Origin of the sequence: Pseudomonas fluorescens Q2-87 (genome assembly GCF_000281895.1) — a bacterium.
Classification (GTDB): Bacteria; Pseudomonadota; Gammaproteobacteria; order Pseudomonadales; family Pseudomonadaceae; genus Aquipseudomonas; species Aquipseudomonas fluorescens_S.
The window spans coordinates 215,416-236,881 of the sequence record NZ_CM001558.1; the positions used below are offsets into that span (position 1 = coordinate 215,416).

At 62.0% G+C, this 21,466-nt stretch carries 21 protein-coding genes and 1 pseudogene; 12 read left to right on the forward strand and 10 right to left on the reverse strand.

Annotated features, from left to right (window positions below):
* Nucleotides 1-19: 19 nt before the first annotated feature.
* Complete coding sequence (gene rep, locus PFLQ2_RS26395) at nt 20-2,029, reverse strand: DNA helicase Rep (RefSeq protein ID WP_003177292.1); 2,010 nt, start codon at nt 2,027-2,029, stop codon at nt 20-22.
* A gap of 276 nt (nt 2,030-2,305) precedes the next feature.
* On the opposite strand from rep, the gene PFLQ2_RS26390 reads away from it, so the two are divergent.
* Nucleotides 2,306-3,976 (forward strand): putative bifunctional diguanylate cyclase/phosphodiesterase, encoded by a 1,671-nt coding sequence (locus PFLQ2_RS26390; protein WP_003177293.1) that lies wholly within the window; start codon nt 2,306-2,308, stop codon nt 3,974-3,976.
* A 112-nt stretch (nt 3,977-4,088) separates the two neighbouring features.
* Here the strand turns inward: PFLQ2_RS26390 and PFLQ2_RS26385 are convergent, their stop codons facing one another.
* On the reverse strand, nt 4,089-5,483 hold the full coding sequence (locus PFLQ2_RS26385) for a NorM family multidrug efflux MATE transporter (RefSeq protein ID WP_033046366.1): 1,395 nt from the start codon (nt 5,481-5,483) through the stop codon (nt 4,089-4,091).
* A gap of 157 nt (nt 5,484-5,640) precedes the next feature.
* Between PFLQ2_RS26385 and PFLQ2_RS26380 the strand changes: the two genes are divergently transcribed.
* The 4 genes and pseudogenes from PFLQ2_RS26380 to PFLQ2_RS26370 all read left to right on the forward strand — a co-directional run bounded on the left by PFLQ2_RS26380 (nt 5,641) and on the right by PFLQ2_RS26370 (nt 10,220).
* A complete protein-coding gene (locus PFLQ2_RS26380) occupies nt 5,641-6,561 on the forward strand; it encodes a LysR substrate-binding domain-containing protein (protein ID WP_003177295.1) in 921 nt (306 codons plus the stop codon).
* Nucleotides 6,562-6,906: 345 nt separating this feature from the next.
* A pseudogene (locus PFLQ2_RS30920) lies at nt 6,907-7,821 on the forward strand (Cache 3/Cache 2 fusion domain-containing protein); the annotation flags it as partial.
* Between the two features lie 180 nt (nt 7,822-8,001).
* Nucleotides 8,002-8,724, forward strand: coding sequence for a methyl-accepting chemotaxis protein (locus PFLQ2_RS30925; protein WP_371261145.1), 723 nt, complete (start codon nt 8,002-8,004; stop codon nt 8,722-8,724).
* A gap of 281 nt (nt 8,725-9,005) precedes the next feature.
* Nucleotides 9,006-10,220, forward strand: coding sequence for an aldose 1-epimerase family protein (locus PFLQ2_RS26370; protein ID WP_003177297.1), 1,215 nt, complete (start codon nt 9,006-9,008; stop codon nt 10,218-10,220).
* A gap of 6 nt (nt 10,221-10,226) precedes the next feature.
* On the opposite strand, the gene PFLQ2_RS26365 is transcribed toward PFLQ2_RS26370, so the two are convergent.
* Nucleotides 10,227-11,720 (reverse strand): YifB family Mg chelatase-like AAA ATPase, encoded by a 1,494-nt coding sequence (locus PFLQ2_RS26365; protein ID WP_003177298.1) that lies wholly within the window; start codon nt 11,718-11,720, stop codon nt 10,227-10,229.
* Between the two features lie 189 nt (nt 11,721-11,909).
* Nucleotides 11,910-12,170, reverse strand: coding sequence for an accessory factor UbiK family protein (locus tag PFLQ2_RS26360; RefSeq protein ID WP_003177299.1), 261 nt, complete (start codon nt 12,168-12,170; stop codon nt 11,910-11,912).
* Between the two features lie 414 nt (nt 12,171-12,584).
* Between PFLQ2_RS26360 and glnK the strand changes: the two genes are divergently transcribed.
* From glnK to sutA, 4 genes are all read left to right on the forward strand, one after another.
* Nucleotides 12,585-12,923 (forward strand): P-II family nitrogen regulator, encoded by a 339-nt coding sequence (gene glnK / locus PFLQ2_RS26355; protein ID WP_002555808.1) that lies wholly within the window; start codon nt 12,585-12,587, stop codon nt 12,921-12,923.
* A gap of 33 nt (nt 12,924-12,956) precedes the next feature.
* On the forward strand, nt 12,957-14,291 hold the full coding sequence (locus PFLQ2_RS26350; RefSeq protein WP_003177300.1) for an ammonium transporter: 1,335 nt from the start codon (nt 12,957-12,959) through the stop codon (nt 14,289-14,291).
* 211 nt (nt 14,292-14,502) lie between these two features.
* Entirely contained in the window at nt 14,503-14,928 is a 426-nt protein-coding gene (locus tag PFLQ2_RS26345; RefSeq protein WP_003177301.1) for a secondary thiamine-phosphate synthase enzyme YjbQ, read from the forward strand.
* Nucleotides 14,929-15,029: 101 nt separating this feature from the next.
* Nucleotides 15,030-15,353 carry a transcriptional regulator SutA gene (gene sutA, locus PFLQ2_RS26340; protein ID WP_003177303.1) on the forward strand — a complete coding sequence of 108 codons (324 nt, stop codon included), beginning with the start codon at nt 15,030-15,032 and terminating at the stop codon, nt 15,351-15,353.
* A gap of 200 nt (nt 15,354-15,553) precedes the next feature.
* Here the strand turns inward: sutA and PFLQ2_RS26335 are convergent, their stop codons facing one another.
* Genes PFLQ2_RS26335 through lptM form a run of 6 tightly spaced genes read right to left on the reverse strand, consistent with a single transcriptional unit; the run spans nt 15,554 to nt 20,158 of the window.
* Nucleotides 15,554-16,258 carry an HAD family hydrolase gene (locus tag PFLQ2_RS26335; protein WP_003177305.1) on the reverse strand — a complete coding sequence of 235 codons (705 nt, stop codon included), beginning with the start codon at nt 16,256-16,258 and terminating at the stop codon, nt 15,554-15,556.
* Complete coding sequence (gene xerC / locus PFLQ2_RS26330; RefSeq protein ID WP_003177306.1) at nt 16,255-17,154, reverse strand: tyrosine recombinase XerC; 900 nt, start codon at nt 17,152-17,154, stop codon at nt 16,255-16,257. The genes PFLQ2_RS26335 and xerC overlap by 4 nt, the downstream gene beginning before the upstream one ends.
* Nucleotides 17,155-17,156: 2 nt before the next feature.
* Complete coding sequence (locus PFLQ2_RS26325; RefSeq protein ID WP_003177307.1) at nt 17,157-17,882, reverse strand: DUF484 family protein; 726 nt, start codon at nt 17,880-17,882, stop codon at nt 17,157-17,159.
* Nucleotides 17,883-17,895: 13 nt separating this feature from the next.
* On the reverse strand, nt 17,896-18,726 hold the full coding sequence (gene dapF, locus PFLQ2_RS26320; protein ID WP_003177308.1) for a diaminopimelate epimerase: 831 nt from the start codon (nt 18,724-18,726) through the stop codon (nt 17,896-17,898).
* 4 nt (nt 18,727-18,730) lie between these two features.
* The gene (gene lysA, locus PFLQ2_RS26315; RefSeq protein WP_003177309.1) at nt 18,731-19,978 is read right to left on the reverse strand and encodes a diaminopimelate decarboxylase; all 1,248 of its coding nucleotides are present in this window, start codon (nt 19,976-19,978) and stop codon (nt 18,731-18,733) included.
* Between the two features lie 9 nt (nt 19,979-19,987).
* Nucleotides 19,988-20,158: an LPS translocon maturation chaperone LptM gene (gene lptM / locus PFLQ2_RS28420; protein ID WP_003177310.1), complete on the reverse strand. Its 171-nt coding sequence runs from the start codon at nt 20,156-20,158 to the stop codon at nt 19,988-19,990.
* A 184-nt stretch (nt 20,159-20,342) separates the two neighbouring features.
* On the opposite strand from lptM, the gene cyaY reads away from it, so the two are divergent.
* From cyaY to rnk, 3 genes are all read left to right on the forward strand, one after another.
* On the forward strand, nt 20,343-20,675 hold the full coding sequence (gene cyaY / locus PFLQ2_RS26305; RefSeq protein WP_003177311.1) for an iron donor protein CyaY: 333 nt from the start codon (nt 20,343-20,345) through the stop codon (nt 20,673-20,675).
* A gap of 4 nt (nt 20,676-20,679) precedes the next feature.
* Nucleotides 20,680-20,898 carry a DUF1289 domain-containing protein gene (locus tag PFLQ2_RS28430; RefSeq protein WP_003177312.1) on the forward strand — a complete coding sequence of 73 codons (219 nt, stop codon included), beginning with the start codon at nt 20,680-20,682 and terminating at the stop codon, nt 20,896-20,898.
* Between the two features lie 147 nt (nt 20,899-21,045).
* Complete coding sequence (gene rnk / locus PFLQ2_RS26300) at nt 21,046-21,456, forward strand: nucleoside diphosphate kinase regulator (RefSeq protein WP_003177313.1); 411 nt, start codon at nt 21,046-21,048, stop codon at nt 21,454-21,456.
* Nucleotides 21,457-21,466 lie beyond the last annotated feature (10 nt).

Below are 21,466 nucleotides of genomic sequence, written 5' to 3' on the forward strand. Positions count from 1 at the left end.
TTGAAAAAAGTAGTCGATTCTAGCGCTTTAGCATCGCGCGTATATCCGCCAGGGCGCTGTTGCCGCGAACGACTTTGACTTCCGTCGGGGTGTCGTCGTTGCCTTCCCAGGCGAGGTCATCCGGCGGCAGCTCATCGAGGAAACGACTCGGCGCGCAGTCGATCACTTCGCCGTACTGCTTGCGCTTGGCGGCAAAGGTGAAGGCCAGTGTCTGGCGGGCGCGGGTAATGCCGACATAGGCCAGGCGCCGTTCTTCCTCAATGGTGTCGGCCTCGATGCTGGAGCGGTGCGGCAGGATTTCTTCTTCCATGCCCATGATGAATACATAAGGAAACTCCAGGCCCTTGGAGGCGTGAAGCGTCATCATCTGCACGCCTTCGGCGCCGTCTTCCTCTTCCTGCTGGCGCTCAAGCATGTCCCGCAGCACGAGTTTGCCGATGGCGTCCTCGACAGTCATCTCGCCGTCTTCGTCTTTTTCCAAGGTGTTTTTCAACGCCTCGATCAGGAACCACACGTTGCCCATGCGGTAGTCGGCGGCCTTGTCGCTGGAGCTGTTGGTGCGCAGCCAGTTCTCGTAATCGATGTCCATGACCATGCTGCGCAGCGCCGAGATTGGATCCTCGCCGGCGCACTGTTCGCGGACCTTGTCCATGAAGCGCTTGAAGCGCGCCAGGCGGTCGGTGAAACGGCTGTCCAGATGTTCGCCCAGGCCGATTTCGTCCGTGGCGGCGTACATCGAGATTTTGCGCTCGGTGGCGTAGTTGCCGAGTTTTTCCAGGGTGGTCGAGCCGATTTCCCGGCGTGGGACATTGATCACCCGCAGGAAGGCATTGTCGTCATCGGGGTTCACGATCAGACGGAAGTAGGCCATCAGGTCTTTCACTTCCTGACGTCCGAAAAAGCTGTTGCCCCCCGACAGGCGATAGGGGATCTGGTGATGCTGCAGTTTCAGCTCGATCAGCTTGGCCTGGTAGTTGCCCCGGTACAGGATCGCAAAGTCGCTGTACGGCCGGTCGGTGCGCAAGTGCAGGCTGAGGATCTCCATGGCCACGCGCTCGGCTTCGGCGTCTTCGTTGCGGCAACGGATCACGCGAATCTCGTCGCCGTGGCCCATCTCGCTCCACAGCTGCTTTTCGAACTCGTGGGGGTTGTTGGAAATCAGCACGTTGGCGCAGCGCAGGATGCGGCTGGTGGAGCGGTAGTTCTGCTCCAGCATCACCACTTTGAGCGACGGATAGTCTTCCTTGAGCAGCATCAGGTTTTCCGGCCGCGCGCCGCGCCAGGCGTAGATCGACTGGTCGTCGTCGCCCACCACGGTGAACTGGTTGCGTTTGCCGATCAGCAGCTTCACCAGCAGGTATTGGCTGGCGTTGGTGTCCTGGTATTCGTCCACCAGCAGGTAACGGACCTTGTTCTGCCATTTTTCGAGGATGTCGGCGTGGTCCTGGAACAGCTTGACCGGCAGCAGGATCAGGTCGTCGAAGTCCACCGCGTTGAACGCCTTGAGGGTGCGCTGGTAGTGGGTGTAGACGATGGCGGCGGTCTGTTCCTTGGGGTTGCGGGCGTTTTCCAGGGCTTCGGCGGGCAGGATCAGGTCGTTTTTCCACGAGCCGATCATGTTCTTGATCTCGTCCACGCCGTCGTCGCCCGAGTACTCCTTCTGCATGATGTCGGTCATCAAGGCCTTGACGTCGGTCTCGTCGAAAATCGAGAAGCCTGGCTTGTAGCCCAGTCGCGCGTGTTCCTTGCGGATGATGTTCAGGCCCAAGTTGTGGAACGTGCAGACCGTCAGGCCGCGCCCCTCACCCCCGCGCAGCAGGCTGCCGACCCGCTCTTTCATTTCCCGAGCGGCCTTGTTGGTGAACGTCATGGCGACGATGTACTGGGCACGGATGCCGCAGTTCTGGATCAGGTGCGCGATCTTGCGGGTGATCACGCTGGTCTTGCCGGAGCCTGCGCCGGCGAGCACCAAAAGAGGGCCGCCGACATAGTTCACGGCTTCTTGCTGCCGGGGATTGAGTCGGGACATGACAGGGTCAGGGAGTCGTTTGCGAAATGGGCCGGCATTTTAACAGGCTTCGAGAATTGTGCTGCTCTGTCCGACTTGTGACGCACAACTGCATTGTCATTTGCCGCTTTTGCTACTTTCACGCAGGATGTGGGGCGAATTTGCGTCTACCGTACGGTTTCGAGCGTGAAAAAATATATCGCAAGCATGTGTTTGAGAACCATTGGCATTGGTCATTGCCCGTTGGCAAGCCATAATGCCCTGCGCCAACCACCTTGCAGAGTCTAGGGAGTCAGCTTGTCAACGCCTGTCGAACCCTTGCGTTTGCTGTTATTGGCCGAAGAGGCTGCGTGGTCAGCGATTTTGCGCGAGTGCCTGGCGCCCCTGGGCCCTTCGGTCGTGTTGATCAGCGCCCCGAACTGGGAGTCGGTCAGCAGCCTGTTCGAAGACAACCGCAACGCGGTTCTGTTGACGGTCGCAGCCTTGCAGCCGGCGCCGGGCCGCTGCCGCTTGCCGACTATCCTGTTGCTCGAACAGGAACCTGCCCATACCCCCGACGGCGTCAGCGACTGGCTGGTGCGCGATGTGCTCGACAGCGCGACCCTGCGTCGTTGCCTGCGCCATGTCCGTGAACGCGGTGTGCTGGAAAACACATTGCAGCGCCTTGCCGAACAGGACCCCCTGACGGGGATCGCCAATCGCCAAGGGTTCCAGACGTTGCTGGCGGCGCGCCTGGCTGAAAACGACGGTCGTGGCCTGGCGCTCGGCCATCTGGACCTGGATAACTTTCGTTACGCCAACGACGCCCTCGGCCACCAGGCCGGTGACCGCTTGATCCTGCAAGTGGTGTCGCGACTCAAGGGCGCACTTGAGGCCGGCGATCAACTGGCGCGGCTGGGCAGCGATGAGTTCGCGTTGTTGATCGACACCCGGCGTGCGCCCCAGCGGGCCGAGTGGATCGCCGAACGCATCACCGAAGCCATGGCCGAACCCTATTGGGTGGATGGGGAAAGCCTGCTGATCGGTTGCAGCCTGGGGGTTGCCCATGCACGGGCCCAGGCCGGCGCCGATCCGCTGATGTGGCACGCCCATATCGCCATGCAGCAGGCCAAGAGTACGCAAGGCTGTACGTTTCATATTTTCAACGAGCGCATCAATCGCAATGCCCGCAGCCTCGCCGACCTGGAAAGCGAGTTGCGCCGGGCCCTGCGCCGCGACGAGCTGGAACTGCATTATCAGCCTCGGCTGAACCTCGATGGCGGCACCATCGTCGGCCTCGAAGCGCTGGTGCGCTGGCGTCATGGCGAGCGTGGCTTGCTGCCGCCGAGTGAGTTCGTGCCGCTGGCCGAACAGAGTGGCCTGATCGTGCCGCTGGGCTACTGGGTGATTTCTCGGGCCCTGCGGGACATGCAAGCCCTGCGTGAACGAGGGCTGGCACCGCTGCACATGGCCGTCAACCTGTCGTTCCGACAGTTCCAGGACAGCCAGTTGTTACCGACCCTCAGCCGGCTGATTGCCGAGCGGGGCGTCGAGGCTCAGTGGCTGGAGTTCGAACTCACCGAAACCGCCGTCATGCGTCGCAGCGAACTGGTCAAGCAGACCATGGATGCCCTGGGCCGCCTGGGCGTGCGCTTTTCGCTGGACGACTTCGGCACCGGATTTTCTTCTTTCGTGCACCTCAACAGCCTGCCGATCGCCTTGCTCAAGATCGACAAGAGCTTCGTCGGTGGCATGGAGCAGCGCGAAGAAAACCGCAAACTGGTGCATGCGATGATCAACCTCGCGCACAACCTCAACCTGGAGGTGGTGGCAGAAGGTGTGGAAACCCAAGAGCAACTGGACCTGCTGCGCGGTTTTGGTTGCGATCAGGTGCAGGGCTTTCTGATCAGCAAGCCGTTGCCGCTGCCTGAGTTGGTTGAATACTTGACGGCGGATGGCAGCCAGTCGACGCAGGAGCGGGTGGTTTAACCCGATTCTCCATGTGGGAGCGGGCTTGCTCGCGAATGCAGTGTGTCAGCCAGGCATTTATTCACTGACACACCGCATTCGCGAGCAAGCCCGCTCCCACAGGGAATTTGTTTCACTTGGCTTGGATAGCTTCGAAACCTCGCTGCCCAGGCTCACGGCGAATCATCCGCTTCATCTTCCACTCAAACGCCAGCGTCAGGCTCACCGCCGCGCAGGCCAGGCCGAGGGCCAGGCCCCACCAGACGCCGGTCGGGCCCCAGCCCAGGTGGAAGGCCATCCACCAGGCTGACGGAGCGCCGATCAGCCAGTAGCAACCCAGGCCCACCAGGAAGGTCGTCTTGGCGTCCTTGAGTCCACGGATGCAGCCCATGGCGATGGTCTGCGTGCCGTCGAACAGTTCGAACCAGGCCGCCACCGCCAACAGGCTCACCGCCAGATTGATTACGTCGCGAAACGCGGGATCGTTGTGGTCGAGGAACAAGCCGATCAATGGGTGCGGCAACAACCAGAACACCATGGCAAACGCCAGCATCGCAGCGGCGCCAAAGCCGATTCCGACCCGGCCGGCCAGGCGCGCCATGGGCAACTGCCCGGCGCCATAGTGCTGGCCGATGCGCATGGTGATGGCGTAGGACATTCCAGCCGGGACCATGAACGCCACCGAGACGATTTGCAGGGCGATCTGGTGCGCCGCCAAAGGCGTGCTGCCCATGGTGCCCATGCACAGCGCGGCGAACGCGAACAAGCCGACTTCCACCGCATACGTGCCGCCAATCGGCAGGCCCAGGCGCCAGAGTTCCTTGAGGTACTGGCGGTTGGGGCGCGACAGGCCATCCAGCAATGGATAGGCCCGGTAGGCCGGATGCCGATGAATATGCCAGGCCAACGCCAGGGCCATGCAATTGGCGACGATGGCCGTGACCAGGCCGATCCCCATCAAGCCGAGCTTCGGCAGGCCGAACATGCCAGTGATCAGCGCGTAATTGAGCAGGAAGTTGGCCACCGTGCCGCCGAGGCTGATCACCATCACCGGGGTGGCGCGGCCAATGGCACTGGTGAAACCGCGCAGGGCCATGAAACTCAAGTAGCCGGGCAGGGCGAACGGCAGCGCCACCAGGAACTGGCCGGCGGACACCACGTTAGTCTCGGTCTGGCCGAACAGCAGCAAGACCGGCTTGAGGTTCCACATCAATAGCCCGGCCACCAACGCCATGAGCCACGCCAGCCAGAGCCCGGCCTGGGTCAGCCGGGTGGCGCCTTCAACGTCGCCGGCCCCCTGACGGATCGCCACCAGGGTGCCCACCGCTGCGATCACGCCGATGCAGAAAATCGACACGAACGAATAGGTGGCAGCCCCAAGCCCGCCGCCGGCCAAGGCTTCGGGGCTCAGGCGCGCCATCATCACGGTGTCAGTGAGCACCATCAGCATGTGCGCCAGCTGCGAGGCAATCAACGGCACCGCCAGCCGCAGGATGGCCCAGAGTTCGGTACGCACAGGATGCTGCATGATCATCACGCTCCATGTTCAAGCAAGGCAGTAAAGCGATGATTCTCGGCGCTCTTGGCGGTTTGCACAAAAGGATAAAAAACATTGCTGGCATGATTAAAACTCATGCTGGCGAGCTTTCTGATAGGGTTGCCCAAACGCCATAGGAGCTTTGCAAATGTCTCGTCGTCTCCCTCCTCTGTATGCGCTGCGGGCATTCGAAGCGGCGGCGCGATACAGCTCGTTTACCCGTGCGGCCGAGGAGCTGTCGATTACCCAGAGCGCGGTCAGCCGGCACATTCGTACGCTGGAAGATCACTTCGCCTGTCGGCTGTTCCAGCGCAGCGGCCGCAACCTGCAACTGACCGAAGCGGCGCGCTTGTTGTTGCCGGGCGTGCGCGAGGGTTTCATGGCCCTGGAGCGCGCCTGTCATACCTTGCATGGCGAGGACGGGATCCTGCGCATGAAAGCGCCGTCGACCCTGACCATGCGTTGGTTGCTGGCGCGTCTGAGTCGCTTCCGGCATTTGCAACCGGGCAACGAAGTGCAACTGACCAGTGCCTGGATGGACATCGATTCGGTGGACTTCAACGTCGAGCCCTTCGATTGCGCGGTGTTGCTGGGCAACGGGCATTTCCCCGCCGACTGGGAGACCAGCCTGTTGTTTCCCGAGGAATTGATCCCGGTGGGCGCGCCGAACCTGTCGAACGACCAGCCCTGGGATGTGGCGCGGTTGGCCAGCGCCGAGCTGCTGCATCCCACGCCGGATCGCCGGGACTGGCGCAACTGGCTCCAGCGCATGGGGCTAGCGGACAAGATCTCGCTCAAGGGCGGGCAGGTGTTCGATACCCTGGAGCTGGGCATGATCGCGGCGGCCCGTGGCTACGGAGTGTCCATGGGGGACTTGCTGATGGTGGCGGAAGATGTCGCACAGGGGCGCTTGAGCCTGCCATGGCCGACCGCCGTCGCCAGCGGTGAGCATTATTACCTGGTCTGGCCGAAAACCCGGCCCGGAGGCGAACGCCTGCGTCGGCTCAGCGACTTCCTCCAGAGCGAGGTGAAGGCCATGCAGCTACCGGATGTGCACCGCCTGGGCTGAATCGTTGAAGTATGGGTGATGGCCCCTTGGTATTATTCCTCCCAAACCACTCAAGTATTTGGCCTCGCTGCCGACTCCGTGAACATAGAACCTTCGTTCAGAAAGGGCTAACACACCTTACCCTTGAATAAAATGCCGAGCGTGCGACGTGATCAGGATGATCCAGTCTCTCGGCCAGGAGCCGTCATGTCTCAACCCCGTGCCCGGATCGCCTCACAGCTAGGCCTTGCCCTCGCCGTGATATTGGCGATCGTGATCTCCGGCAGTACCGTCTTCGCCCTGCGTTCGCTGGACGCCGCCAACCTCGCCACCCGTGAAGAACACCTGGCCAGCGAAGCGCGGCTGATGGCCGATCAGCTCAATACCTTCCACAGCACCTTGCGCGAGAGCACTCAGCGGTTGGCGGGGCTGTTCGAAAAGCGCTTCAGCGCGGGCCTGAGCGTGCATCCGGACCAGCCGGTGGCCGTGGCGGGCGTACAAACCCCTGGCTTGAGCCTGGGCAGCGAAGTGTTGAACAACAACTTCAAGGAAGTCGATGACTTCAAAGTGATGACCGCCGGGGTTGCCACGGTATTCGTGCGCAGTGGCGACGATTTCATCCGCGTCAGTACTTCAGTCAGCAAGCAGGACGGCACGCGGGCCATCGGTACCGTGCTTGACCGCGCCGGCCCGGCCTACGGTCCGGTGATGAGCGGGCAGAGCTACATCGGGCGGGCCCTGCTTTTCGGGCGCTTCTACATGTCGCAATACACGCCGGTACGCGACAGCAGCGGCAAGATCATTGCCGTGTTGTATGTAGGCTTCGACTATACCGATGCGCAGAACGCGCAATTCGAGAACCTCAAGCGCTTCCGCATCGGCCAGACCGGTTCGCTGGCCCTGCTGGACGAACAAAACAAGTGGCTGGTGCCGCCAGCCGGCGTGCAGGCGCTGGACCAGGCGAGTGCAACCATTGTCGGGCTGGTCAAGAAACCGGGCAAGGGTGCGTTCTGGACTGATACCGCCGAGGATTTCTACAGCGTTGCCGTGCCGTTCGAGGGCGGACCGTGGGCGGTGGTGGCGAGCATGCCAAAAACCGAGATTCGCGCCGTGACCTGGAGCGTCGGTACACAATTGGCCATCGGCAGTCTGTTGGCGATGCTGCTGGCGGTCGGTTCGGCAATGTGGCTGTTGCGTAGCAAATTGGCGCCGCTGGGGGATCTGGTGCGTCAGGCCGAAGCGTTGGGCGCCGGCGACCTGAGCGTGCGCCTGAACGTGTCGAGTCATGACGAAATCGGCCAGTTGGCCCGGGCCTTCAACCAGATGAGCCAGGCGTTGTCGACGATGGTCGAGCACATCCGCAAGGCCTCCCTGGAGGTCAACAGTCGCGCCCAAGCCCTGTCCGGGTTGTCCAGCGGTGCGTATGAAGGAATGGAGCAGCAGTCCGGCGAAATCACCAGCATGGCCGGTGCGGTGGAAGAATTCAGCGCCACGTCGCTGAACATTGCCGACAACATGGGCAACACCGAGCGCCTGGCCCAGGAAAACGCCCAGCAAACGCGCATCGGTCGGACCTCGATGGATGAGGCGTCATCGTCCCTTGAACAGATTGCTGGTGCGCTGAACAGCACTGCCCAGGTCATCAACACCTTGGGCCAGCGCTCCCAGGAAATCGGTGGCATCGTCGGCGTGATCACCTCCATCGCCGAGCAAACCAACCTGCTGGCCTTGAACGCCGCCATCGAAGCCGCCCGCGCCGGTGAGCAGGGGCGCGGTTTCGCGGTGGTGGCCGACGAAGTCCGCAGCCTGGCATCCCGCACCCGTCAGGCCACTGACGAAATTTCCGGCATGATCAACAGCATCCAGCAGGAAACGGGCAATGCCATCAGCACGATGGAGCAAGGCAACCTGTTGATGCAGGAAGGCCTGTCGCGCAACGCCAACGTGGCCTCGGCCCTGGCACGCATCGACGAGCAGAGCCGTTCGGCGGGCCAGCAATTCGCGGCGATCACCACCGCCACCCAGGAGCAAAGCAGCACCGCGACCTTGCTCAGCAGCAATTTGCAGAGTATTGCCATGGCGAACAGCGAACAGCGTCAGGTGGTCTCGAACCTGGCGGTCACCGCCAAGGAACTGGAAAAATTGGCCCAGGACCTGCGCCAAGAGGTTGATCGGTTCCGTTAACGCATTCTGCGACCCCTCGCGAGTAGGCCCACCACAGGTTCTTAGTGGTGAGTCTGGAACCTGAAAGCGCCTCCTCATCCCTGTGGGAGCGGGCTTGCTCGCGTAGATGGCTGCACAGCCAACCTCACCGCCAACAGGCCCACCGCTTTCGCGAGCAAGCCCGCTCCCACAATGTATTGACCTGCCCGTCGCTTTTTTTAGGAAATTTGCAGTTTTTAAGCTTGCTGAAACGTTTCTTCAAGTCTATAAAAACCGCACAACTCCAATAAAAGGCCCCGTTCATGACTCCGCTCAAACTACTCATCACCCTTGGCGCCCTGGGCGCTGCGTCCCATGCCATGGCCTGGGATTACGTCCTGCTCGACACCGATAAAGCGGCGCAGCCCTGGCAAATCACCAGCCAGCAACTCGGCGCGAAAACCGACAAACCCTTTTCCGTGACGATGCGCACCCTGCACGGTGGCCGGCAGGAGGGCGTCAGCGTCGTCGACATCGACAACGGCACCATGAAGCTTTCCGTTGTTCCGACCCGCGGCATGAATGTGCTGCAGGCATCGGTCGGCAGTGTCCGGATGGGTTGGGACTCGCCGGTCAAGGAAGTGGTCAATCCCGCCTTCATCGAGCTCAACGGGCGCGGTGGGTTGGGCTGGCTTGAAGGCTTCAACGAATTGGTCACTCGCTGCGGCTACGAATGGGTCGGCCACCCCGGCATGGATAACGGCGAACTGCTGACTCTGCACGGTCGTGCGGCCAACATCCCGGCCAACAAGGTCACTTTGCACATCGATGAAAAGCCTCCCTACGCCATCACCCTGCGGGGCGAGCTGAAGGAACAGGCGTTCAAGAAAGTCGATTTCTCGGTACAGACCGAGCTGGTCACCGAGCCGGGCAGCACAACGTTCGCCCTCAGCGATACGCTGACCAATAACGGCGATTATCCGAAGGAATACCAAGCCCTTTATCACAGCAACTTCAGCACGCCATTCCTGGAGCAGGGCGCTCGTTTTGCGGCGCCGGTCAAGCAGGTCTCGCCGTTCAACGACAAGGCGAAGGGAGAGCTGGCGGACTGGCAAACCTATCGGGCGCCCACCAAGGACTACGACGAAACGGTCTACAACGTAGTGCCCTATGCCGACGCCAAGGGCGACACGCTTACGGTGCTGCACAACAAGGCGGGCAGTCTCGGTGTCTCGGTGGGCTTCAACACCAGCACGCTCCCCGTGTTTTCCCTGTGGAAAAACACCGATACCCAAGGGCAGGGCTACGTGACCGGGCTGGAGCCAGGCACCAGTTTTTCCTATAACCGCCGGTATCAGCGACCACTGGGCCTGGTGCCTACAATCGGGCCGAAAGAGCACCGGCAGTTCCAGATCCACTACAGCTTGCTGGCGGACAAGGGCGCCGTGGATAAAGCGCTCAAGCGCATCGACGCAATCCAGAACGGTCAGAAAACCGAAGTGCGGGAAACCCCGTTGGCGGACCCGACCAAACCATGATGCGGCTCAGGGGGTAGCGGGTCGATACTGCAGGGCTTCGGCCAGGTGCTCGCGGCGGATCATCACCGCTTGCTCCAGGTCCGCCAGTGTCCGGGCGACCTTGAGTAGGCGGTGAGCGGCACGCAGCGACAGGGTCAAGCGTTCGCAGGCGGTTTCCAACCAGGTTTCGTCAGCTGTGGATAACGTGCAGTGCCGGCGTAAGCCCGGCAGGTCGAGAAACGCATTGGCGCAGCCCTGGCGCTTGTGTTGGCGCTCACGGGCTTGCGCTACGTGCTCGGCCACCGTGGCGGTATCCTCGCCCGTGTCGTTCCTGGGGTTCAGCGCCGTCGCCTCACGGGCAACGGTCAGGTGCAGATCGATCCGGTCCAGCAGCGGGCCGGAGAGTTTGTTGCGATAGCGCTGCACCATGTCCGGCGTGCAGCTGCAGCGGCCACTGGGCTCGCCAAGATATCCACAAGGGCAAGGATTCATCGCCGCCACCAACTGGAACCGTGCCGGAAAACGCACCCGGTCACGGGCGCGAGACACCACGATATGCCCTGACTCCAGTGGCTCTCTCAAGACCTCCAGTACCTTGCGGTCGAATTCCGGCAGTTCATCCAAGAACAGCACGCCGTGGTGGGCGAGGGTGATTTCCCCTGGCTGCGGCTTTGACCCACCGCCCACCAGCGCCGGGCCCGAAGCCGAGTGGTGCGGCTGGCGAAACGGACGTTGCGGCCAGTGGCTCAACGGCACGCAACTGGCGACTGACTGGATCGCTGCGACTTCCAACGCCTCACTTTCGGCCAAGGGCGGCAGCAGCCCCGGAAGGCGGCTTGCCAATAGTGTCTTGCCGGTGCCCGGTGGTCCGCTGAACAACAGGTTGTGCGCCCCCGCGGCGGCAATCAGCAAGGCGCGCTTGGCTGCGGCCTGGCCTTGTACTTCGTTCAGGTCGGGGTAGGGCTTGCTGGCCGAGAGCAGGCCATTGGACACATACGGCTCGACCGGGGTGTGACCATTGAAGTGCGCCACCGCTTCGAGCAGATGATCCACGGCGATTACCTTCAGCCCGGACGCCAGGCAAGCTTCTTCGGCGTTCGCCCTCGGCACCACGAGCATGCGCCCGGCCTTGCGCGCCGCCAGCGCCGCAGGCAGTACCCCGCGTACCGGGCGCACCGCGCCGGATAATGCCAATTCGCCGAGACACTCCACATCGTCCAGCGTCAGGGTCGGCACCTGCACGCTGGCCGACAGGATGCCTAAGGCGATGGCCAGGTCGAATCGGCCGCCATCCTTGGGCAGGTCCGCCGGGGCCAGGTTCAGGGTGATGCGCCGCGCCGGAAAATTCAGGCCCGAATTGATGATCGCACTGCGCACCCGGTCCTTGCTTTCCTTTACCGCCGCTTCCGGCAGGCCGACCATGGTCAGCGACGGCAAGCCATTGGCCAAGTGGACTTCAACGGTAACGGCAGGAGCCTCGACCCCCACTTGGGCGCGGCTGTGGACGATGGCGAGCGACATGAATCGTTCCTTGAGTGAAGAGGACACCGCGTCCTGCGGCTCTGGAAGATTAGTCGTGGGGATGGGCTTGGGCGGGGCAATCGAACAGGGAAATTTTGGCAGGATGTTGCAAGCAGCCGAAAGGATGACGAAAAAAGACCGCCATGAAGGCGGTCATTTTTCGCACGGTGTCGTTGCCCCGGCAGGTATTTATTCGCCGCCGGCCCCAAGTCTGGCTTCAAGCTCGGCGACCTTGGCCTCCAGGCTTTCAAGCCGTGCCCGGGTCCGCGCCAGGACAACCATCTGGCTGTCGAATTCTTCCCGGCTCACCAGGTCCAGCTTGCTGAAGCCGCTTTGCAGCAAGGCCTTGAACTGGCTTTCGATTTCGCTTTTGGGCAGCGGGTTGTCGCCGCTCAGGAGGCGGGAAGCGTGGCCGCTCAGGGCGTCGAGGAGGTCTTTGGGCGCAAGCATGGCAGGTGTCCTGGAAACAATGGCGGGCAGTGTATCACGCAGGGCCTATAGTCAATTCGTGAGCAAGGGATGCACGCTTTTCGCGCACGAGGCCGGGCGTCGTCGCACCGTTGTTGTGCGTATCGCTGCGCTGGATGACGCGGTGCAGCCTGGCTCGCCGGGCAAGAGACTGAAATCAGAGGGTTTGGACACAGATGGCAAGGTTTCTGCTTAGAGCCTGATGACCCATGCACTGAGGCAGTCGTCGAGACGAATGCAGTGCAGCCGGCGGAGCGGGGAGTTTCGTCAGGAGCGGTTAACTGGCGCCGGTCGGGCAACTTGGGCCGACGATGCGTTACAAAGCCAGGCACTGCGCTTAGACTTGAGTCGGGTTTGTTTTCCTGGGGCAAGTCCACCAATTCGGGAGAAAGTTTCATGAAGCTAGTCACTGCCATCATCAAGCCGTTCAAGTTGGACGATGTACGCGAGTCGTTGTCCGAGATCGGCGTGCAGGGCATTACCGTTACCGAGGTCAAAGGCTTTGGTCGGCAGAAAGGTCACACCGAGCTGTATCGCGGCGCGGAGTACGTGGTCGATTTCCTGCCCAAGGTGAAGATCGATGTCGCCATTGACGACAAGGATCTGGACCGCGTGATCGAGGCGATCACCAAGGCCGCCAACACCGGCAAGATTGGTGACGGAAAGATCTTCGTGGTCAATCTGGAACAGGCTATTCGCATCCGTACCGGCGAAACCGATACCGACGCCATCTAAGCCGCCAAACCCAACGCCCCAGGAGAAAACAATATGACTCTGCGTAAATTCGCAGGGCTAGGAGCCCTGTTGTCCTTCGCAATGCCTGGCCTGGCCATGGCGGAAGAAGCGGCAGCCCCAGTCCTGAACTCCGGCGACACCGCCTGGATGCTGACTGCCACGATTCTTGTACTGTTCATGACCATTCCCGGTCTGGCGCTGTTCTACGGCGGCATGGTCCGGTCAAAAAACCTCCTTTCCGTGATGATGCAGTGCTTTGCCATTACCGGTCTGATCAGCGTCCTGTGGGTCATTTATGGCTACAGCATCGCGTTCGACACCACCGGCATGGAGCAGGGCGTCGTCAACTTCAACTCCTTCGTCGGCGGCCTGGGCAAGGCATTCCTGGCGGGCGTTACGCCAGCGAGCCTGACCGGTCCGACGGCGCTGTTCCCGGAAGCGGTGTTCATCACCTTCCAGATGACCTTCGCCATCATCACTCCAGCCCTGATCGTCGGTGCATTTGCCGAGCGGATGAAGTTCTCCGCCATGCTGATCTTCATGGGCGTGTGGTTCACCCTGGTGTATGCGCCAATCGCGCACATGGTCTGGTCCGGTAACGGCGGCCTGTTGTGGGACTGGGGCGTGCTGGACTTCGCTGGCGGCACCGTGGTGCACATCAACGCCGGTATCGCCGGCCTGGTGGCATGCCTGGTACTGGGCAAGCGCAAGGGCTTCCCGACCACGCCAATGGCTCCGCATAACCTGGGTTACACCCTGATGGGCGCGGCCATGCTGTGGGTTGGCTGGTTCGGCTTCAACGCCGGCTCCGCCGTTGCCGCCAACGGCACCGCGGGCATGGCGATGCTGGTGACTCAGATTGCCACCGCTGCCGCGGCGCTGGGCTGGATGTTTGCCGAGTGGATCACCCATGGCAAGCCAAGCGCACTGGGCATTGCCTCGGGCGTTGTGGCGGGCCTGGTAGCGATCACTCCGGCCGCCGGTACCGTGGGCCCGATGGGCGCCTTGGTCATCGGCCTGGCAGCGGGCGTGGTGTGCTTCTTCTGCGCCACCACCCTCAAGCGCAAACTCGGTTATGACGATTCCCTGGACGCCTTTGGCGTGCATGGTATCGGTGGTATCCTCGGCGCAATCCTCACCGGTGTGTTCGCAGCGCCGGCCCTGGGTGGCTTCGGCACCGTGACCGATATCGGCGCGCAAGTGTGGATTCAGTTCAAGGGCGTGGGCTTCACCGTGGTCTACACGGCGATCGTCACCTTCATCATTCTCAAGGTACTGGACGCGGTCATGGGCCTGCGTGTCTCCGAGGAAGAAGAAGCAGTGGGCCTGGACCTGGCCCAACACAACGAGCGCGGCTACAACCTGTAAGCAAGCGCAAAAAAAATGCCCGGTTCGCCGGGCATTTTTTTGCCTGCGATTTGTCATTGCTCACAGGAAGTGCGGGTTTTTCCGACGCCTTTTGTTGTGTATGCGACATGGGTTTTTGAACCGCCAATGGCTTACATGGAGGCAAGAATATTAGGCCCTTTGTTTTTTCCCAGAGCGCGCTAGAATGCGCGCCGAACGTGTGGAGATCTGTATGTGGCAACAGACGCTGATCACCCTGCGGGCAAGGCCCCGGGGCTTTCATCTGGTGACAGACGAACTGCTCGCCGGCCTGCCTGAACTCCAGGCGTGTCGTGTCGGTCTGTTGCATCTGTGGCTGCAGCATACCTCGGCCTCGTTGACCATCAACGAGAACGCTGATCCGGCGGTACGTCGAGACTTCGAACGTTTTTTCAATCGGCTGATCCCACAAGGAACCGCCGGCTATGAGCACAACGACGAAGGCCTGGACGACCTCCCGGCGCACTTCAAGGCCAGCGTGCTCGGTTGCCAGCTCAGCCTGCCGGTGACGGCGGGAAGGCTGGCATTGGGTACCTGGCAAGGTGTTTATCTGGGCGAGCACCGTGATCATGGCGGTGCTCGTAAAGTCCTCGCCACCTTGTACGGTGAAGGGGCATGACCGCTGATTGCCGGCGGATGTTGAATTTTTTCTGGCAGCCTTCGACAGATGGCGAAGCTGGGCTATAACTAATCTGCTTTTCGCAAGTCATGAGGTAGAACATGAGCGACGATGATCTGGAAAACGACGACCTCGAAGTAGGCGATGAAGACGAAGCCGAAGAAGGCTTGGAAGCGGCGGCTGAAGACGTTGCCGACGACGATGGGGCCGATGTACCGGCGCCGACCGCCAAAGGCAAGGCCAAGGCCGCAGTGTCGGTCGACGAGTTGCCGAGCGTAGAGGCCAAGAACAAGGAGCGTGACGCGCTTGCCAGGGCCATGGAGGAATTCCTGGCCAAGGGCGGCAAAGTGGTGGAAGTGGAGGCCAACGTGGTCGCCGATCCGCCCAAGAAGCCTGACAACAAGTACGGCAGCCGCCCTATCTGAGTTTCTGCTTCTTGCTTGCTGAAAAAGCCCGCCGTCGCTGCGGGCTTTTTCATGGGCGCAGTCATTGTAGGAGCGGGCTTGCTCGCGAAGGCGACGTTACATTCAACAACTGTGCAAGCTGACCCATCGCTTTCGCGAGCAAGCCCGCTCCCACAGAATTTGCGTCCGGCATAGCGCCGCAGTACACCGCTTAAAAGGGTTCAGGACTGGCTATGCCAGCCGGCCAACAATTCGGGCAATTCGGTCAGGCTGCGGATTTCTGCATCCGGCGCGTGCTCGGCATCCCAGGCTTTGCCCGTTGGGTTGAACCACACCGCGCGCAGGCCGGCCTGTTGGGCGCCGGCGATGTCATCGCCTGGGTGATCACCAATGTGCACGGCGGTCTGCGCCGTGGCACCGCCGCGCTGCAAGGCTTCGTGGAACAGCCGGGCGTCGGGCTTGGCGATGCCGATGTCCTCGGCGCACAAAGCGAACTTGAAATAATCCGCCAACCCCAGGCGACGCACGTCGGCGTTGCCATTGGTGACCACCCCGAGGGCGTAACGATTGGCCAGGATCTCCAAGGTGGGCTGCACCTCGGGGAAAATATCCAACTGATGGCGGGCATGCAGGAACGTCTCGAATGCCTGGTCCGCCAGTTCCGATGCCTGCCACTGATCATAGCCGGCCTCCTGCAAGGCACGGAACAGCACCCTCCGGCGCAACGCACTGATGCGGTGCTTCAGCCCGGGTTCTTCGCGTAACACTTGCTCGCGAATCGAAAAAAGATGTTCCACCGGCACGCCGCCCAGGTCAGGTGCGTTGTCGGTCAGCCACTGGCGTAATACGGCTTCGGCGCTGGCGATCACTGGAGCGGTGTCCCACAGGGTGTCGTCCAGGTCGAAAGTGATGAGCTCGATGGTCATGATTCGTCGCCCTTGATGCGTTTGGCCCTGGGATGGGCACTGTCATAGACCGTCGCCAGGTGCTGGAAATCCAAATGGGTGTAGATCTGGGTGGTCTTGATGTCCGAATGGCCGAGCAGCTCCTGGACGGCACGCAGGTCCTGGGAGGACTCCAGCAGGTGGCTGGCAAACGAATGCCTGAGCATGTGCGGGTGCAGGTTCTGGCCCAGCTCGCGTGCGCCGGCGGCCTTGACCCGCAGCTGAATCGCCCGTGGACCGAGGCGTCGGCCCTGCTGGCTGATGAAAACGGCGTCGTCGGCAGGGTTGGCCAGCGCCCGTAGCGGCAGCCAGAGGTCCAGCGCCTCGCGGGCCTTGCGGCCGATGGGCAGCAGGCGTGTCTTGCTGCCCTTGCCGAGCACCTGGACCATGCCGTCGGCCAGGTCCAGTTGATCCAGGTTCAGCCCCGTCAGCTCCGAAAGCCGCAGGCCGGAGGAATAGAACAGTTCGAGAATCGCCTGGTCTCGCCGCGCCAGGAAATCATCCTCGACCGCACCTTCGAGCAATTGCAGCGCACGATCGGTGTCGAGGGTTTTCGGCAGCCGGCGTTCGCCCTTGGGCGGCGCCAGACCGGTAGCCGGATCGTGGGTGCAAAGGCCCTCACGGTTGAGGTACTGGTACAAGCCGCGCACCGCCGATAGCAGCCGCGCCAGGCTGCGGGAAGATTGCCCCTGCTGATGCAAGCGTGCGACCAGGCTACGCAAGCGCTGGATGTCCAATGCCGACCAGCTGTCGATGTTCTGCTTCTGGCACCAGTGCAGTACTTTTTCCAGGTCGCGACGATAGGCCGACAACGTGTGGGGCGACACCTGGCGCTCACTGCGCAGGTGCTCGCAGTAGGCGTCCAGCTGTCGTTCCATTGTCAGCGTACCGAGCGCAGCGAACCGGCGACCCGTGGCAGCACGCGGCCGGTGACTTCGGCGATGTAGCTCAAGAACAGCGTGCCCACCGAACTCTTGTAGTGCTGCGGATCGCGGCTGGCGATGGCGAGCACGCCGTGTACGCCTTGATGGGCGATGGCGACGACTGCGGTAGAGCCGATCTGCTGGCGCTGTTCTTCGCCGAACAGGAAGTCCAGCTCATGTTCGCGCAGGCTGCCGCTGACGCTTTTGTTTTCCGTGAGCAGGCCGCCGATGGCCGTCTGGGCTTCGGCGTGGGTCACCCAGCGGCCCACGGGCATGGCGTTGTCGCCGAACAGGATGAGGCTGACAAAAGGCACCTGGAAATCCTGGCGCAGGCTGTCTTCGACACTCATCACCAGATCTTCGAGGGTGCTGGCATCCATCAATGCCAGGATCAAGCGGCGGGTCTTGTCGAAGAGCCGGTCGTTGTCCCGGGCCACGTCCATCAGGTGCGAAAGACGGTGGCGCATTTCGATGTTGCGCTCGCGCAGGATTTTCATCTGGTGTTCCACCAGCGACACGGTGTCCCCGCGTCGATGGGGAATGCGCATGGTCGCCAGCAGTTCTTCATGCTCGACGAAGAAGTCCGGGTGAGCCTCCAGGTAAGCGGCCACGGACGCAGCTTGGGTAAGCTGATCCGTGGATTCGTCGGGCTGCGGGGCTGGAACCTGTGGCTTGTCGGTCATGGGATTGGCTCACTCAAAGACGAACTTGTCCTTCGTATACGCGTACCGCCGGGCCGGTCATCATCACCGGTTGGCCAGGGCCTGCCCATTCGATGGACAGGCGCCCGCCCGGCAGGTCGATCAACAATGGCGAATCCATCCACCCCTGGCTGATCGCGGCGACAGCAGCGGCGCAGGCGCCGGTACCGCAGGCCTGGGTTTCCCCGGCGCCACGTTCCCAGACGCGCAGTTGGGCGCGATGGCGGTCGATGACTTGCAGGAAACCGACGTTCACCCGCGCCGGAAAGCGCGGATGATGCTCGATTTTCGGCCCCAGCTCATGCACCGGGGCACTGTTGATATCGGCCACTCGCAGCACAGCATGGGGATTACCCATGGACACCGCCGCCAGCTCCACCGTGGCGCCGTCCACCTCGACCTGATAACTCAGGGCCTGGGCCGGTGCTTCGAACGGAATATCCGCCGGCACCAGGCGCGGGGCACCCATGTTCACGCCGATCTGGCCGTCGCTGCGCACATCCAGTTCGATGATGCCGCTCTTGGTCTCGACGCGAATCTGCCGCTTGGCGGTCAGGCGCTTGTCCAGCACGAAGCGGGCGAAGCAGCGCGCACCGTTGCCGCATTGCTCCACTTCCGAACCGTCGGCGTTGAAGATCCGATAACGGAAATCCACGTCCGGGTTATTGGGCGCCTCGACGATCAGCAACTGGTCGAAACCGATACCGGTGTGCCGATCGCCCCATTGCTTGGCGTGCTTGGGCAGGATGTGCGCGTGCTGGCTGACCAGGTCGAGGACCATGAAGTCATTGCCCAGGCCGTGCATCTTGGTAAAACGCAGCAGCATGGTTTTACTCCGGCAGCAGGCTTTCGCCGGCAAACAACTCGGCTACCGTCTCGCGGCGACGCACTTGGAATGCCTGATCACCGTCCACCAGCACCTCGGCGCAACGGCCACGGGTGTTGTAGTTGGAACTCATGACAAACCCATAGGCACCGGCCGAATGCACGGCCAGCAGATCGCCTTCTTCCAGCGCCAGTTCCCGGCCCTTGGCCAGGAAATCGCCGGTTTCGCAGATCGGTCCGACGATGTCATAGCTGCGGGCAACGGTATCGCGCGGGCGTACCGCCGTCACGTCCATCCACGCCTGGTACAGCGCCGGGCGGATCAGGTCGTTCATCGCCGCATCGACGATGGCGAAATCCTTGTGCTCGGTGTGCTTGAGGTATTCGACCTGGGTCAGCAGCACGCCGGCGTTGGCCACGATGTAGCGGCCTGGCTCGAACATCAGCGCCAGGTCGCGACCTTCGAGGCGCTCGCGCACGGTTTTGATGTAGTCGGCCACCAGCGGCGGTTCTTCGTCGCGGTAGCGCACGCCGACACCGCCGCCCAGGTCGATGTGCCGCAGGTAGATCCCGCAGTCGCCGAGGCGGTCGACCAGTGCCAGCAGGCGGTCGAGGGCATCGATGAAGGGCTCGAGAGTGGTCAGCTGCGAGCCGATGTGGCAATCGACGCCCAGCACTTCCAGGTTCGGCAGTTGGGCGGCGCGCACGTACACGTCTTCGGCGTCGGCGATGGCGATGCCGAACTTGTTTTCCTTCAGGCCGGTGGAAATGTACGGGTGGGTACCGGCATCGACGTCAGGGTTCACGCGCAGGGAAACCGGTGCACGGACACCCAGCTCGGCGGCAACCACTTGCAGGCGTTCGAGCTCGTCGGTGGATTCGATGTTGAAGCAGTGGACCCCCACTTGCAGGGCGCGACGCATGTCCTCACGGGTCTTGCCGACGCCGGAGAAGACGATTTTGTCGGCGCTGCCCCCGGCGGCCAGGACGCGTTCGAGCTCGCCGCCGGAAACGATGTCGAAACCGGCGCCCAGGCGTGCCAGGACATTGAGCACGCCCAGGTTGGAGTTGGCCTTGACGGCGAAGCACACCAGGTGCGGCATGCCGTCGAGGGCATCGGCGAACGTGCGGTATTGGGCTTCGATGTGTGCACGGGAATAGACGTAGGTCGGCGTGCCGAAACGTTCGGCGATCGCAGACAGGGCAACCCCTTCCGCGAACAGCTCCCCGCCACGGTAGTTAAAAGCGTCCATGGCGTTCCCTTAGTAAGTGGTGTGGGTGTCGTGCGCGTGGGCCTTGGATTGCGACGACTTGGCCTGTTCTTCAGGGGACTTGCTGTCATCCGGCAGGTACAGCGGACCTTTTTGACCACAGGCTGTCACAAGGCAAGCAACCGCGACGAGCGCAGCAAGGGAAGAGATCAGGCGCTTCATGGCGAAATCCTTGAAAATGCGTTAATTGCGCCGGAGTATACCGGCCACCCGGCAGCTTGCCTATGCAACGGGGCTCCCGTCCGGCGGCGCTGGTGTCGTTGATCGGTATATCCTTTGCAATCGTCGGGCGGCGTCCGTATCTTGCGGCGCTTGAGCATGAGCAGACATTTTCGAGGTTGCCACAATGAGTTTGACTGAAGCCCGTTTCCACGATCTGGTCGATGCGACCCAGCAAACGCTGGAAGATGTCTTCGACGACAGCGGCCTGGACATCGACCTGGAAAGCTCCGCCGGTGTGCTGACCGTCAAGTTCGAGAACGGCAGCCAGTTGATCTTCAGTCGCCAGGAGCCGTTGCGGCAATTGTGGCTGGCAGCCGTCTCCGGTGGTTTCCACTTCGACTACGACGAGGAAAGCGAGCGCTGGATGTGCGACAAGAGCGAAGAGCAGTTGGGCGAGATGCTCGAGCGGATCGTCAAGCAGCAGGCGGATGTGGTACTCGATTTCGAAGGCCTGTGACCGCGTGAGCCAGACTGCCCAGGCGCGTCCGCCCAAGCCGCTCTACAGCAATGTCAGCCCGGCCGTGCCGTCACCGTGCACCGGCGTGTGCAAGCTCGATGAGCAAAAGGTCTGCCTCGGCTGTTTCCGTCACGTGGAGGATATCCGCCAGTGGCGCTCGGCCGATGATGAGCGACGGCGGGCCATCTGTGCCGAGGCGGCTCAACGACGATCCTCAGCCTGATCAACGCCACTGTCCGCCTGGGTTGTTTATTTATTGAGCTGTGGTAGTGTCCGGCTATGCCTCAACTCATCGAGGCTGGTGAAAACCCCGTCTTCCTTTGGCGGGGTTTTGCTTTTTTTGTGCAGAAGAAAGGAGTCTGCCTGAATCATGACCGCACCTTCCATCACCCTTACCCGTCTGGACGTACAGCGTCTGGAACGCCTGATCGACAGCCTCGACGAGACGCTGCCGGGCGTGATTGCGCTGCAAACCGAGCTGGATCGCGCCGAGACCCTGGTGGGCCACGATGAAGTGCCCGCCGACGTCGTGACCATGAATTCACGCGTGCACTGCCGCGAAGAAAGCAGTGGCAAGGATTATCACCTGACCCTGGTTTATCCACAGGACGCCAATGCCGACGAAGGCCGGATTTCTATCCTGGCGCCGGTGGGCAGCGCCTTGCTGGGCCTGAAGGTCGGCCAGCACATCGACTGGCCGGCCCCGGGCGGCAAGACGTTGAAACTGACGTTGCTGGACGTTGAATATCAGCCGGAAGCAGGCGGCGATTTCCACCTTTAAGTGTCCGGAT